We start from the raw sequence: 15,815 nt of genomic DNA, 5'->3' as shown, positions 1-15,815 counted from the left end.
CTCGTCCTGCGCGTTCTGCACAGGACGATTCGGGTACGGCCGACCCGACCTACAATGGTGGGAAATCCGGGCCCGCCGGCACCGGCGGACGCTCCCCGACCACGAGATGAATGCTGGGAGGACCGTGTCGCGCCGCCTGCCATCCACGCCGCCGAACCTGCCCGGGTTCGAATTCGTGCGCGTGCTCGGCTCCGGCGGATTCGCCGACGTCTTCCTGTACGAGCAGAACATGCCGCGCCGGCTCGTCGCGGTCAAGGTGCTCCTCGCGGGGGTCGTCAACGACGACACGCGCCAGATGTTCCAGGCCGAGGCGAACCTCATGGCCCAGCTGAGCTCCCATCCGTCGATCCTCACGGTCTACCAGGCGAGCGTCGCCGCCGACGGCAGGCCCTACCTGGTCATGGAGTACTGCTCGGCGACGATCGGGCAGCGCTACCGCGCCACCCAGCTGCCGATCGCCGAGGTGCTCTCGATCGGCGTGCGCGTCTCGAGCGCCGTCGAGACCGCGCACCAGCAGGGCGTGCTGCACCGCGACATCAAGCCGTCGAACATCCTGACGACGGCGTTCGGCCACCCGGTGCTCTCCGACTTCGGCATCGCCGCGACGCTCGGCCAGGTCGAATCGAGCGACACGGTGGGGCTCTCGATTCCGTGGTCCGCACCCGAGGTGCTGCACGACGAGGTCTCCGGCACGGTCGCCAGCGAGGTGTGGTCGCTCGGGGCGACCGTGTACTCGCTGCTCGCAGGCCGGAGCCCGTTCGAGATCACCGGTGGTGACAACGGCACCGCGGCGCTCATGGCGCGCATCGCGAAGGCCAAGGTTCCGCCGACCGGGCGCGACGACGTCCCGCCGAATCTCGAGGCGGTGCTGGCCCGGGCCATGTCGCGGGACCCCGGCGCCCGTCAGGCGAGTGCGCTCGAGTTCATCCGCGACCTGCAATCCGTCGAGGCGGAGCTCGGGCTCCCGCAGACACCGATCGAGGTCGTCGTCGACGACTGGGCGCTCGTGACGACGATCGACGACGACGAGCGCACACGCGTGAGCACGGCGCCTTCGGTCTCACTCCGTGGCAGCGCCCGGCGTCGTCGCGGTCCGGCCGCAGCACGCACGCACGCGGGTTCGATCGCGACCCAGTCGCGGCAGCGCGAGACCGGCTCGACGAGCTCATCCGGCGTCACGCAGCGCGTTCCACGACTCGCCTGGGGCGTCTCGATCGTCGCCGTGCTGCTGCTCGCGCTCTCGGGGGCCGGCGTCTGGGCGGTCGTCCAGGGAACGCGGTCGATTCCAGTCGTGAGCAACGTGCAGGGAACGGCTGACGGCACGACCGTCACGTTCACCTGGGCCGATCCCGGCCTCCAGACCGGTGACGTGTACATCGTCTCGATCGACGGCACGCCGTCGCCGGTCCAACGCGACGGCACCTACTCGCTCGAGGTGCTGGATCGTGAACGCGTGTGCGCCAGCGTCGTCGTGAGTCGCGACGGCAAGGCGGGTCAGGCGAGCGCCGAGCGGTGCGTCGACGTCGAGGGGTCCGGCTGATGGTGCCGCTTCGTCGACTGAACCGTCACCGTTCCGCGATCGTCACCGCGGCGGCCGTCGGAGCGGTCGTCGCGGTCGTCGGCGGCATCGCCGTCACCTCCGGGGGATATACGGCGCAGCGCATCGAACTCGGAGACGCCGCGGTCTGGGTCCCGAATGACAACATCCAGTCGATCGGGCGTGCGAACACCGCGGCACTCGAACTGAACTCCCTCGTCGAGACCGGTGGCGGCCCGGTCGAGGTGGCGCAGGCCGGTTCGACCGTGCTCATGCTCGATCCCGAACGTGCGAGCGTCGACATCATCGACGTGACGACCTCGTCGCCCACCGATCAGCCGGTGGCGGTGCCGCCCGACAGACCGACGGTGACCATCGCCGGGGCCCAGGTCGTCATCGTCTCGGCCGGCGATGTGTGGACGTCGCCGATCGACGACTTCGCCGACTTCGACGCCGACGCCGAGCCGCAACTCTCGTTCGGTCCCGACGCACTGGTCTCGGTCGACCCGTCGGGCCGGCTCTTCGCCTACACGCCGACGACCGGTGCGGTCCACGCAGTCGACACCGACGACGCGGGCACGATCCAGCGCAGCTGGGAGATCACGCCCGTGACGGACGATCGCGACCTGCAGCTCAGCTCGGCCGGCGGCACCTGGGCGGTCCTCGATCCGAACGCGCGAACGCTCACACTGCCCGGGCGAGCAGAACTCGACCTCGCCGGTGCGCTTCCCGAGCGCGCCGACCCGGTGCTCCAAGCCGCGTCGGCCGACGGAGACGAGGTCTTGGTCGCACATGAGCGGGGACTCATCGCGGTCGGCATGGACGACGGCGTGGTGCGCTCCCTGGTCGACGGGAGGTCGGGGACCGCGGTGTCCCCGGTCGTGCACGAGGGATGCATCCACGCTGCGTGGAGCAGGGGCACGATCTGGCGATCGTGCGCACCAGCGAACGATCGACTCATCGAACTCGACGGCGCGAGCGGCGCCGCAGAGTTCGAGTTCATGGCGAACGGCAGCGCACTCGCGCTCAACGACCGTCGCAGCGGGCGCACGTGGGCTGCCAGTGCCGACTACGAGTTCATCAACAACTGGAAGGACCTGCTCGACATCCAGAGCGATGACGAGGAGGTCGAGCAGAACGATCCCCACGAGCCGCCGACGGTCGAGAAGAGCCAGCTTCCGCCGGTGGCGGTCGACGACGTCGAGTTCGGAGCCCGCCCCGAGCGGTCCACGTTGCTTCCCGTCATCCTCAACGACTACGACGCGAACGGCGACGTGCTCGTCGTCGACTCGATCGAAGGCGATCTGCCCTCGTGGGCGAAAGTCGACCTCGTCGCCGACAACCAGCAGCTGCAGTTGACCCTCGGCCCCGAGGCCTTCGGCTCGGTGTCGTTCGATTATGTCGTCACCGACGGGCGCGGCGGGACGGCGCAAGCGCACGTCGAGGTCGCGGTCCGTGAACCCGAAGAGAATTCGCCGCCGGTGCAGAAGCGAGAGACTGCCAGCGCTGTCGCCACGAACGGGCGGGTGACGACCGCCGTGCTCGGCGACTGGGTCGATCCCGACGGCGACCCGTTCTTCCTCGAGCAGGCGTCGATCGACGCGCCCGACACGGTCTCGTCGACGGCCGAGGGCGTCGTGGTCGTCGACGAGGGCGGCGAGCGAGGTGGAAGCCGCACGGTCTCACTCCTCGTCTCCGACGGCCGCGACCGGGCGTCGGGAGCGCTCGACGTGAAGGTCTTCGAGCCGGGCAGTGTTCCGCTGATCGCCGACCCGTTCGTGGCGCTCGCGACGGCCGGCCAGGAGATCCGCATCGATCCGCTTCGGCACGTGCGCGGCGGCACCGGCACCGTCGAGCTCAGTGCGGTCCCCGCGAAACCCGACGTCGAGCTCACCCCCGACTACGACCGCGGAACGGTTCGCTTCACGAGCAACTCGGTGCGCACGCACTACCTCGAGTACTCCGTCACCGATGGTGACGAGACGGCGACCGGGGTGGTGCGCGTCGAGGTGTCGGCGCCGCCCGACCGCGACACGAAGCCCATCACCGTTCCCCACACGGCGTACCTGCGCGCCGAGCAACCCGTCGACATCGACGTGCTGGCGACCGACATCGACCCGACCGGCGGCGTGCTCGTGGTCACCGCGGTCGACCCCGACCTCGAGAGCGAGGGCGTGACGGTCGAGATCGTCGAGCACCGGCTGCTCAGGGTGACCCTCACGAGGCCGCTCGCAACCGGGTCGATGGTGTTCGGGTATCGCGTCAGCAACGGCCTGGCCGAAGCCGAGGGCGAGGTGACGCTCGTCGAGGTACCGGTGCCCGCCGTCGCCCAGCCGCCGGTCGCGGCACCCGACGTGATCTCGGCGCGCACCGGGGACGTCGTCGACATCCCCGTGCTCGCCAACGACGAGCACCCCGATGCCATGCCGATCACGCTCGCCCCCGACCTCGTCGAGGAGCCCGCCGAGGGCCTGCTCTTCGCCTCCGACGATCGGCTGCGGTACTTCGCGCCGCAACGCGCCGGTGAGTACGAGGCCATGTACCGCATCGAGTCGGCCGGGCAGTTCGCCACGGCGAAGGTCACGATCTCTGTCAGCGAACCCGACCCCGAGACGAACGTGGAACCCGTGCCCGCCACCGTGACGGGCCGGGTCATCGCGGGCGAGACGGTGCGCATCCCGGTCCCGCTCGGCGGTGTCGACCCCGATGGCGACTCGGTGCAGCTCCTCGGCCAGTACTCGAACCCCACGCGCGGCGCCGTCGTCAACACCGGGCCCGACTGGTTCGAGTTCCGCGCCGGCGAATACTCGGCTGGCGCCGACCAGTTCCAGTACTCGGTGGTCGATGCGATGGGCGCTCGCGCGAACGGCACGGTGCGCCTGGGCATCGCGCCGCGCAGCACCGGCCCGCAGAAGCCGATCGCCGTCGAAGATGAGATCACGGTGCGGCCCGGTCGCACGATCTCGGTGCGCGTGCTCGAGAACGATTCCGACCCGGCCGGAGGCGTGCTCACCCTCACCGGCGTCGAGCCGACGACGGGTGGAGCCTCGGCCGTCGTCGTCGACGACTGGATCGAGGTGGAGGTCCCCGCAGGCGAGGGCGACTACGGCTTCATCTACACCATCGAGAACGAGCAACTCGGCCAGGCGACCGACTTCCTCAGGGTCGAGGCGCGCAACGATGCTCCCCTCGCGCGTCCCGAGGCCGCCGATACGGTGCTCGGGCTCAGCGAGATCCTCGGCGAAGAGCGCATCGATGTTCCCGTGCTCCGCAACGTGTTCCTCGCCGACGGCGATGCAGATGCCCTGCGGGTGGGTCTCGTCCCCGGGTACGCACGCGGCGCCGCGGTGAATCCCGACGGCACGATCAGCGTCGACATCGAAGATCGACGCCGCATCATCCCGTTCACGGTCAGCCATCCCGAAGACGCCTCCGTCGTCGGGCACGCCTTCATCTGGGTGCCGGGGCGCGACGACGCGCTGCCGCAGCTGCGCAAGGACGCGCCCCGCGTCGAGGTCCGCAGCGGCGACGAGGTCGAACTCGAGCTGGCCGACTTCGTGATCGCCGCCTCGGGCCGCCCGGTCACGATCACCGATGAGGCGAGCGTTCGCGCCACGCACAGCGACGGCTCCTCGCTCGTGGTCGACGAGAACACCCTGCGCTTCCGCAGCGAGGAAGCCTACTTCGGTCCGGCTTCGCTCTCGTTCACCGTCACCGATGGTTCGTCGCCCGACGACCCCGAGGCGCGCACGGGCACGATCGTGATCCCGATCGACGTGCTCTCGATCGAGAACCAGCCCCCGTCGTTCGTCGGAGGCGTGATCGAGTTCGAGCCGGGCGCATCGAAGACCATCGACCTGGTCAAGCTCACGAGGTATCCCTACCCCGAGGCCGAGGAGCTGCTCGAGTACCGGGTGCTGCCCCCGCCTGCCGATGGCTTCGAGGTGTCGCTCGACGGCGACGAGATGACGATCACCGCGTCGAACGGCACCCGCACCGGCACTCGAGCCTCGATCGGGGTGGGCGTCGCCGACCCCCGTACCGAGGGTGAGGGCGGTCGAATCGAGCTTCGCGTCGTGCCGTCGACGAAGCCGATCGCACGCCCGGTCGCCGATGTCCACGTCGTGACCCGCGGAACGTCGACCTCGATCGATGTGCTCGCCAACGACGAGGCGACCAATCCCTTCCCCGACACTCCGCTGCGACTTGTCGGCAGGGTGAACGGCCTCGATGCGGACGCACTGCCCCGCGGGGTGACGATCGTGCCGAACGAGTCCGGCTCGACGCTCTCGGTGACCGTCGCGGCCGACGCCGAACCGGTCAACACGACGCTGCAGTACCAGGTCGCCGATGCGACCGATGAGCCGTCCCGCTACGCGTGGGGCACGGTGACGATCTCGGTGCAGGATCGCCCGGATCCTGTCACGGGCCCACAGGTCACCGGCTTCGGAGACGGCACCCTCGATGTGGCATTCGGAGCCGGCGCGTTCAACAACTCGCCGATCACCGGCTACGAGATCGCCCTCGTCGGCCCCGAGTCGGGCGACGTGCTCAGCGCGTCGACGTGTGCGGCGACGACCTGCACGGTGGCGACGCCGGGCAACGGCCAGTCCAACGCCGTCGTCGTCCGCGTGCGTGCACAGAACGGCATCGGATACTCCGACCCGGTCACGGTGCCGGGCGCGATCTGGTCCGACGTCATCCCGCCCGCGCCCGCCGGGCTCCGCGCCCTCCCGCGCGACGGGCGGCTGCGCATCGAATGGGCGCCGGTCTCGACAGGCTCCGGCAGCGCCGTGCGCTCGTACGTGGTCACGGTCGGCGGCGTCTCGAACGAGGTCTCGGCCGGCGCCGCGTGCACGGCGAGCGTGTGCGGCGCCGATTCGGGGTCGCTCGAGAACGGCAGCCGCGTGCAGGTGAGCGTGAGCGCCCGCAACGAGGCATATCCCGCGCTGGCGTCGTGGACCGAGTCGGCGACGACGGGAACGCCGTTCGGCCCGCCCATCGCGGGCGGGATCACCGTCGCCGGCGACGCGACGGCCGGAGCGGTGAACGTCTCGTGGTCGCCGTTCGCAGCCAACGGCGACACGGTGCTCGGCTACTACGTGCAGCGCCTCGTCGAAGGTGCGTCCGGTGTGCCGAGCGGACCGCAGTCCTGCACGGTCACGACGCCTGCCCCGGGCACCGTCGTGGCGCCGAGCAGCGGCGGCACCGTCACCGAGACCGTGCCCGTCTCACCCGACACGACGAGCATCCGCTTCTCGGGAACCTCGTCGGACTCGACGAGATACTCGTTCCTCGTCTGGGGCTACAACCGTGCGGGCTGCGTGAGCACCGACGTCGCGGGAACGGTCGTGCGACCTGGTCCCGGTGCCGTGACCGACGTGCGCAGCGGCATGGACTACAACGGCCTCGAGACGTGGGACCGCTACATCAACGGCGTCGACGTCTCGGCGTCGCGCATGCAGATCGTCGCCGTCGACGCGAACGGCGCCCAGATCCCCGGGTCGAACCGGGAGTTCCACGGCACGGGGTGGCTGCGCGACATCTTCAACAATCCCAGCCGGTTCGCGTTCGGCCAGACCGCCCGCTTCCAGGTGCGCGGCTGCACGGACTGGGGGACCTGCGGGCCCTGGTCGCAGGTGATGCCGAGCGGCGAATCGCCCTCGCTCACCTTCGCGCTGGGAGGTCGTGCGTGGAACAGCACCACGAACACGTGGTCGTGGACGACGCTGCCGAACAACTCGGGGCTGCCCGCCACGCTCCGGTGCGGCGTCGAGGGCCAGCAGGACAGCCGCGCCGCGCAGACCGCGACGAGCTGCAACGTCCCCGGGGCACGACCCGGCGACACCGTCTGGTTGGATATTGAGGTTGCGGGCATCAGCACCCGCTACACGGCCACGAGTTAGGAACGCACATGACGATGACCGCCGAAGAAGCCGCGGCGTTCGCGGGAACCCTCGACCGACTCGTCGGTGCGGTCGAGGAGGTGCTGCTCGGCAAGAACCGCGTCATCCGGCTCGCGTTCACGGCATTCCTGAGTGAGGGCCACCTGCTGCTCGACGACGTGCCCGGCACCGGCAAGACCTCCCTCGCGCGCGCCATGGCGCAGTCCGTCGCCGGAACGAGCAATCGGGTGCAGTTCACGCCCGACATCCTCCCGGGCGACATCACCGGCGTCACCGTCTACGACCAGCGCAGCGGGCTGTTCGAATTCCACCCCGGCCCCGTCTTCGCCAACATCGTCCTCGCCGACGAGATCAACCGGGCGAGCCCGAAGACCCAGTCGGCCCTGCTCGAGGTCATGGAGGAGGGGCAGGTCACGGTCGACGGCCAGACCCATCCGGTGGGACATCCGTTCATGGTCATCGCGACCCAGAACCCGGTCGAGCAGGCGGGAACCTACCGGCTGCCCGAGGCGCAGCTCGACCGGTTCCTCATCCGCTCGTCGATCGGGTACCCCGATCACGCCTCCACGATCCGAATCCTCGAGGGCGCCGACCAGCGCGCGCACGACCACCGCGTCGAGGCGCAGCTCGACGCCGACGAGATCATCCAGCTCGCCGCGCTCGCCCGCACGGTCTACGTCGACCCGACGATCCACGACTACGTGTCGCGGCTCGTCGACGCGACCCGCACCGCAGGCGAGGTGCGGCTCGGCGTGAGCGTGCGCGGTGCGCTCGCCCTCATCCGCACGGCGAAGACCCACGCGGCCGGTCGCGGGCGGCACTACGTCGTGCCCGACGACATCAAGGCGCTCGCGGAGCCGGTGCTCGCGCACCGCCTGATCCTCGACCCCGAAGCCGAGTTCGACGGCGTCACGGCGTCGAACATGATCGCGCAGGTGCTCATCGAGACCCCGCCGCCCTCGACGAGGCAGGCCGTGTGACCTTCGCCCAGACCCACACGAGCATTCCCGAGGAGGCCAGGAAGCGGGGCCTGCTCGCGGTGGTGATCGAGCGCGGACTGCTCGGCGCACGCGCCGCCGCGGGAGCGATCCGGCGAGCGGCACGAGCGGTGCAGGGCGTCGTGACGCCGCTCGGGTGGTCGGTCATCGGCGCCACGATCGTCGCGTTCATCGTCGGGTACGGCTGGGGGCTGCTCGAGATCATCGCCATCGCGTGGGGACTCGTCGTGATCGTCGCGGTCGCGGCACTCTGGCTGATCGGTCGCGGTGCCGGCGAGATCCGGTTGCTCGTCCCGACGCCACGGGTGGTCGTGGGCGAGCCGGCGCTCGCGCGCCTCGTCGCAGCGAATCCCGGTCGACGCGGGTTCCGGGGCGTGCAACTCGAGCTCCCGGTCGGCTCGAGGGTGTTCGAGCGCGTGCTGCCCCGACTTGCGCGCGGCAGTGCGTTCGACGAACAGTTCGCGATCCCGACCGATCGGCGGGGCATCGTCTCGATCGGCCCGGTGCGAACGGTGCGCGCCGATCCCATCGGCCTCATGCGGCGCGAGATCGTGTGGTCCGAGACGGCCGAGCTGCGGGTGCATCCGCGAACCGTGTCGATCAGCGCGCTCAGCACCGGATTCATCCGCGATCTCGAGGGCTTCCCGACGCGCGACCTCACGTCGAGCGACATCGCGTTCCACGCGCTGCGCGAGTACGTCCCGGGCGACGATCGACGCTACATCCACTGGCGCAGCTCGGCGAAGACGGGCACCTTCATGGTGCGGCAGTTCGAGGAGTCGCGTCGCAGCCGGCTCATGATCCTGCTCGACCTCGAGCCCGGAGCGTACGCCGACGATGCCGAGTTCGAGCTCGCGGTCGGAGCGGCGGCCTCGGTCGGCGCGCGCGCGATCCGTGACGCCCGCAGCGTCTCGTTCGTGGTGTCGGGGCCGCGGTCCGCGAGCGGCAGCCGGTTCGGCGGGCCGATGCGAGAGCTCCCCACGGTCTCGCGGGATCGGCTGGTCGACGCGCTCTGCGTGATCGAGCGCGAGCCCCGAGCGGCGCTGCTGCCCGACGTGGCGCGCAGCGCGGTCGAGACGCTGCACGGCATCTCCCTCGTGTTCCTCGTGACGGGCACCGCCCGGGGCATCGCTCCGCTGCGTTCCGCCGCGAGCCGAGTGCCGGCCGGAGTCGAGGTGCTCGCGGTGCAGTGCTCTCCCGAGGGTGAGGCGAGCGCGCGCACCGTCGCCGGACTCACGGTGTTCGACATCGGGTATCTCGAGGACCTGCGGGCGATGCTCGCACGATCGGCGTCGGTCGCATGATCGCCCGGGCACCGGCGGGCGCCGATCGGTTCGCACCGACGGCGGTCACCGTCGTGCTCGTCGTCGCGATGCTCGGTGCCGCGATGATCCCCTGGTGGCCGATCTACGAGAGCCCCGCGTTCTTCGTCGCGGCGGGCGCGGCGATCGTGCTCGGGACGGCGATCGGGGTCGTCGGAGCCCGACGCCGATGGCCCTCCTGGGCGGTCGTGGTCGCGGTCGTCGCCGCGTACCTCGTGGTCGGCGTGCCCGTCGCGGTGCCCGGTCAGGCCCTCGGCGTGCTGCCGACGCCGGCCGGGCTGCTCGAGCTGGTGACCGGCACGGCTCTGTCGTGGAAGCAGCTCGTCACGATCGCGGTGCCCGTCGGCTCGTATCAGGCGCTCCTGGTCCCGCCGTTCCTGCTGGGGCTCATCTGCACCACCGCCGCGATGACGATCGCCCTGCGCAGCCGGCATCCGGCGGCGGCGGCGCTGCCGGCCGCGCTGCTGCTCGTCGCGGGCATCGCCCTGGGCGTGGTCCACGTCGGCATCGCGCTGCAAGCGGGCCTGGTGTTCCTCGTCACCGTCGTCGCCTGGCTCGTGCGCGTCGCGATCGCGAAGCGCCGGGCCGTCACCCGCGGCCGACGTGTCGACGGCGCCGTCGCCGACGCGCGGCGCGTGTTCGGGGCATCCGCGCTCGTCGCCGTCGCGCTCATCGGCGCGACGGCGGCCTCGCTCGCCATGCCGGGCCCGCAGCGCAATGTCGTGCGGGCAGAACTCCAGCCTCCGTTCGAGCCCAACGAGCACGACAGCCCGCTCGCCGGGTTCCGCGCGGCGTTCCGCGAGGAGGTCGCCGACGTCACCATGCTCGAGGTGCGGGGCCTGCCGCCCGGTTCCGGCATCCGCATCGCCGCACTCGACACGTACGACGGCGTCGTCTACTCGGTCGGCGGCAGCGACGGCAACACGCTGTCGGGTCGGTTCGCCCGGGTGCCGTACCAGCTCGACCAGTCCGACACCGAGGGTACCCGCGAGCGCATCGAGGTCGAGATCGCCGCCTACGACGAGGTGTGGGTGCCCGGCATCGGCCAGCTCGAGCGCATCGACTTCGAGGGGCGCGATCGCCTCGCGCACACCGACGCGTACTACTACAACGACGTCACGGGAACGGGCGCGACACAACACGGGCACCACGAGGGGGACCGATACGAGGCGACGTCGAAGGTGCCGGTGACGCCCGACGACCTGGTCGTGTTGCAGGCCGGGACGAGCGTGCTGCCGGCGATGCCCGAACTGCCCGACGATCTCGAGCGCCTGCTCGATCGGTGGGCGCCGGCCTCGGGTGCGCAAGGCCTGCGACTCTCCCAGGTGATCGAGGGGTTCCATGCAGAGGGCTACGTCAGCCACGGACTCGACGATGAGCCCTTCAGCCGTTCGGGTCACTCGCTCGACCGACTGAGCGAGCTCGCCAGAGAGGTGCCGATGCTGGGCGACGGCGAGCAGTACGCCGTGGCGGCGGCGCTCATGGCACGGCGCATCGGGTTCCCGGCCCGCGTGGTCGTCGGCTACCTGCAGCCCGAGAAGCCGGCGGATGACCCTGCCGCGGTGACCCGTTTCCGCAGTGCCGACCGCCAGGCGTGGATCGAGGTGCAGAGCGCCGAAGGCGAGTGGCTCGCGGTCGACCCGAACCCGACGCCGGGGCCGGTGCCGAAAAAGGAGCCCGATCAGCCCAACATCGTCTCGCGGCCGCAGTCGGCCCTGCCGCCACCGGCGGAACGCACGCCGGTCGACGACTACGACGCCGACCCCGAAGCGGCGCCCGACGACGGCGATGGCGACGGCGACGCGTGGCTGGCGGTGCTGTTCGGCGTACTCGAGGTCGCCGGGTTCGTCATCCTCGGGCTGGCGGTGCTCGTGAGCCCGTTCCTGGCCATCATCGTCGCGAAGCTGCGGCGTCGCCGGTTGCGACGGCGTGCGCCGACCCCGGTCGAGCGCATCGAGGGCGGCTGGGAGGAGTTCGCCGACATCGCGTCCGACTACGGATACCCGATCTCGCCGACGGCCACGCGCGCCGAACAGGCGGCGACGGTCGGCGGACTCGGCCCGCTCGTGCTCGCATCGGTCGTCGATCGTGCGGTGTTCGCACCGAACGGTCCGGCCGACGACGACGACCACCGTGTCTGGAGCACGGTCGACGAACTGGCGCAGCGCCTGGCTGAGTCTCGCAGCACCCGTGACCGGCTTCGGGCGGCCGTCTCGCTCTCGTCGCTCGGCGGGTACGCTGTCACGCGGAGGGGGGGCCGAACGTGAGATGCGCCATCTGCGGTGCCGAGCTGCCCGACGGCGCGATGTTCTGCGGTGAATGCGGCAGCTCGACGAGCGCCACACCCGAGTCGCGGCGGCGAGCCGACCCCCGGCCCGGCGACACCACGATCCTCGATCCGCTCGAGCGTCCGACGCGGCGCCAGAGCGGCGTGGTGAGCGTCCCGGTCGACGGATTCCGTGCCGCGACCGCCATCGATTCCGGCGCCGAGCATGACGCGATCGCATCCGAGGCGCCGCCGGCCGCGATCGGGTCGGATGCCGCTGCCGGCGCCGAGACGCAGACGGCCACGTCGGCCACGGAGCATCCGTCTCGGTTCGTCCTGAAGTTCAGTACGGGCGAGACGCGCACGGTCTTCGGCACCGGCCTCATCGGCAGGCGCCCGCTTCCGCAACCGGGCGAACAGTTCGACCACCTCGTGCAGATCGCCGACCGCACCCTCTCGGTCTCGAAGACCCACCTCGAGTTCGGCGAACACGAGGGCACGCTGTGGGTCGCCGACCGGTTCTCGGCGAACGGCACGGTCGTGCGGCGCCCCGACGACGGTGCCTTGCGCTGCGAGCCGGGCCGACGCTATCTCGTGCCGCGCGGGAGCCGGGTGGAGCTCGCCGAGCAGTCGTTCGTCGTCGGCTGATTCCGCGCCCACCCACGCGTCCGCGACTCGTCCTCGACAAGGACGCTCGACGCATCGTTCCGGACGGTTGCGCCGATCGGTCGGGTTGACCGGGCCGGTAGCTGATCGGATGTCCCCGTGCGTACGCTCGATCTCACCGAACCGCCAGTCGTCGATGTCCCGCTCGCCCTGCCCGCGCCGCCGGCTGAACCCGAGCGGCCCGGATTCCCGCTGCTCGCGGTGCTCGCGCCCATCGGGGGAGCACTCGCGCTGTGGGCGATCACCGGGTCGCCGTTCTCGCTCGTCTTCGCGGTCCTCGGCCCGGTGGTGGCGATCGCGTCCATGATCGACGCGAAGCGACAGGGGCGCGCCCGACGCCGGCGCGCTCGCGTCGAGCGTGCCCGAAAGCTCGACGAGCTCCGCGACGACATCGACGCGCGTCATGAATCCGAGCGCCGTGCGGCGTGGCGGCGGGCACCGTCGCCGGCCTCGCTCGTCGAGCGCATGACACCGCCGGCCTGGCAGGGCGGCCCGCTGCCGGCGATCGTCGTCGGCAGCGGATCGGCCCGCAGCGCCCTCCGTGTCGACGGCACGCCCGTCGATTCCGACGAACGCCTCCTGCTTGCTCGGGCCGCATCGCTCGAGGGGGCTCCGGTGCTCGCGGACCCGTACGGAGGTATCGGCTTCGTCGGCGCCCGCCCGCTCGCCCTGGCGGCTGCGCGAGCGGCGGTCGTGCAGTGCGCCCATCACGGGGTGCCCGGTGGACTCGGGCTCGAGATTCCCCGCTCCGCCGATTGGGGGTGGGCCGGGCGGCTGCCCCACTCCGTCACGGGCCCAGAGCGGTTGCGAGTGCTCGACCGTACGGGAAGTGAGGGTGGGCAGGCGAACGACGTCGGCCCGCCGCCGACATTCGGCTCCGGGTCGAACCGCCGTTCGACAGAAGGCACCGCACTGATCGCCGTCGCCACAGATACGGCGGCGCTGCCTCCCGGGCTCCAGACGATCGTCCGCGTCGATGCACCGGGTTCAGCACTCGTGCGGCGCCCGGGCGGCGCACAACCGGTGCCGATGGTGCCGTCCCTCACGGGGGCGGCCGACGCGCTCGCGTGGGCGGAGGCGGCGGCGCGCGTCGCCGAACGTGCCGGCGTCGGGACCGCCGTCGCCGAGCTGCCCACTCGAGTGGCGCTCGGCGAGCTCGGTCAGCCCGAAGTGGACCGCGGATCACGGTCATCGCTCGCCGTCGCGGTCGGCGCTACGGGAGGGGGCCCGCTCGTGATCGACCTCGTGCAGCACGGCCCGCATGCGCTCGTCGCCGGAACGACGGGCAGCGGCAAGAGCGAGTTCCTGCTCTCGTGGCTCACCGGCCTCGCGCGCGCCTATCCGCCTGATCGTGTCGCGTTCCTGCTCGTCGACTTCAAGGGCGGCGCGGCGTTCGAGCCGATCCGCGAGCTCCCGCACGTGACGGGAGTCGTCACCGATCTCGATGAGGGCGAGGCCGAACGCGCGGTGCTGAGCCTGCGTGCCGAGCTGCGCCACCGCGAGCGCGTGCTGGCGCAGGCCGGGGTCCGGGACATCCGCTCGCTCGACACCGGAATCGAACTGGCCAGGCTCGTCCTCGTCGTCGACGAGTTCCAGGCCATGATCGAGCGGTTCCCCGAACTCGGCGCGGTCATCGCCGACATCGCCGCCCGCGGCCGCTCGCTGGGCCTGCACCTGGTACTCGCGTCGCAGCGGCCGAACGGCGTGGTGCGCGAGCAGGTCACGGCCAACTGCGCGATCCGCGTGTCGTTGCGGGTGATGCAGCGGGCCGACAGCATCGCTGTCGTCGGCGTCGAGTCCGCCGCCGAGATCGCGCCCGACACCCCTGGGCGCGGCATCGTCGACCGTGGCGACGGGTGTCCGATGACGTTCCAGTCGGCCGTCGTCGACGTGGCGGCGCTCACCGGCGCGCGGGTCGCGAACGCGGCGGCGCCGCAGGCCCGAAGGCCGTGGCTCGACCCCTTGCCGAACCGCGTCGGGCGCGTCCAGCTCGATACGCTCGTGCGATCCGCCGGCGGGACAGCGGATGCGGCATCCTCGCAGGCCGACGCCGGACTGGACGCGTTCGCGATCGGCCTCGCCGACGAACCCGAACATCAGCGCCGCAGCCTCGCGACGTGGTTCCCGGCAGCCGACGGGCACCTCCTCGTGCTCGGCGCACCGGGCAGCGGTCGTACCGGGGCGCTGGCCGCGACGGCGGAGGCCGTGGCCGCGGTGCACGGAGCCGAGTCGGTGCTCGTGCTCGACGGCGCGCGAAGCGCGGTGTGGGATGCCCTGCATGGGCTGCTCGCCGCGGTGCGCGGCGGCGGCGACTGCCCGCGACTCGTCGTCATCGACGACCTCGACGTGCGGTTCCGGTCGTGGCCCGATGACTATCGACTGGCTGCGCTCGATGCAGTGGAGGCGTTGCTCCGCGAGGGACGGGCACACGGCCTCTGGGTCGCCGCGGCAGCCTCGCAGCCGCACGGGCTGGCCTCCGGCATGCGCGACGCATTCGGTGCGCGCCTGCTGCTGCACCACGCCACGAGGTCCGACCTCGTGCAATCGGGCGGCGTCGGCGGCCTGTGGCGCACCGACGAGCCGCCCGGATCGGCCCAATGGCGCGGGCACCGGGTGCAGGTGGTCGACGCCGACCCGCTGCCGCGGGCAGGGCATAGTGACGAGCCCTCGCTGCAGTTGCTGGGCGGCGGAGTCTATGCGGTCGTCGCCGCGGCACCGACCGCCGCCGCCGCAGCGATCCGCTCAGCGGGAGGGGTTCCCACCCTCATCGCAGCAGGGGCGGATGTCGCGGGGCGCGCGGGTTCCGAGGCGGGCGACCACCACGGGCCGACGGTGTTCGTCGGCGACGCCGACGCGTGGGCGGCGAACTGGGCGCTCGCCGCGCGCATCCGCGAGAACGCGGTCATCGTGGTGTACGGAGGTGCGCACGAGTACCGGGCACTGATCCGGGATCGCGTGCTGCCCCCGTTGCTCGACGAGGGGAGCGGCCAATGCTGGTCGAGTTCCGGGGGCGGGCCCGCCCGCCGACACGGCTGGCCGCCGACGATACAACCGAATCCGGCGTGCGAAGCAGAACGGAGCACTGAATCCGAATCGAATGTTCCCGAAAATTAACGATTC

Annotated in this window: 7 protein-coding genes; all 7 read left to right on the top strand. The window is 71.4% G+C overall.

The features are described from left to right. Nucleotides 1–124 precede the first annotated feature (124 nt). The gene (locus LQ757_RS16675) at nt 125–1,540 is read left to right on the top strand and encodes a serine/threonine-protein kinase (RefSeq protein ID WP_231048394.1); all 1,416 of its coding nucleotides are present in this window, start codon (nt 125–127) and stop codon (nt 1,538–1,540) included. Further along, nucleotides 1,540–7,443 (top strand): Ig-like domain-containing protein, encoded by a 5,904-nt coding sequence (locus LQ757_RS16670; protein ID WP_231048393.1) that lies wholly within the window; start codon nt 1,540–1,542, stop codon nt 7,441–7,443. Before LQ757_RS16675 ends, LQ757_RS16670 begins: the two co-directional genes overlap by 1 nt. Before the next feature lie 8 nt (nt 7,444–7,451). Then, entirely contained in the window at nt 7,452–8,423 is a 972-nt protein-coding gene (locus LQ757_RS16665) for an AAA family ATPase (RefSeq protein WP_231048392.1), read from the top strand. Beyond that, nucleotides 8,420–9,745: a DUF58 domain-containing protein gene (locus LQ757_RS19475; protein ID WP_231048391.1), complete on the top strand. Its 1,326-nt coding sequence runs from the start codon at nt 8,420–8,422 to the stop codon at nt 9,743–9,745. The genes LQ757_RS16665 and LQ757_RS19475 overlap by 4 nt, the downstream gene beginning before the upstream one ends. Then, nucleotides 9,742–12,030: a transglutaminase domain-containing protein gene (locus LQ757_RS16655; protein ID WP_231048390.1), complete on the top strand. Its 2,289-nt coding sequence runs from the start codon at nt 9,742–9,744 to the stop codon at nt 12,028–12,030. Before LQ757_RS19475 ends, LQ757_RS16655 begins: the two co-directional genes overlap by 4 nt. Further along, nucleotides 12,027–12,677 carry a zinc-ribbon domain-containing protein gene (locus LQ757_RS16650; protein WP_231048389.1) on the top strand — a complete coding sequence of 217 codons (651 nt, stop codon included), beginning with the start codon at nt 12,027–12,029 and terminating at the stop codon, nt 12,675–12,677. Before LQ757_RS16655 ends, LQ757_RS16650 begins: the two co-directional genes overlap by 4 nt. A gap of 117 nt (nt 12,678–12,794) precedes the next feature. Beyond that, nucleotides 12,795–15,809 carry an FtsK/SpoIIIE domain-containing protein gene (locus LQ757_RS16645; protein ID WP_231048388.1) on the top strand — a complete coding sequence of 1,005 codons (3,015 nt, stop codon included), beginning with the start codon at nt 12,795–12,797 and terminating at the stop codon, nt 15,807–15,809. The last annotated feature ends 6 nt before the right edge of the window (nt 15,810–15,815 follow it).

Source organism: Agromyces cavernae, assembly GCF_021044935.1.
GTDB classification, from domain to species: domain Bacteria; phylum Actinomycetota; class Actinomycetes; order Actinomycetales; family Microbacteriaceae; genus Agromyces; species Agromyces cavernae.
This window is presented reverse-complemented; position numbering and strand designations above follow the sequence as displayed.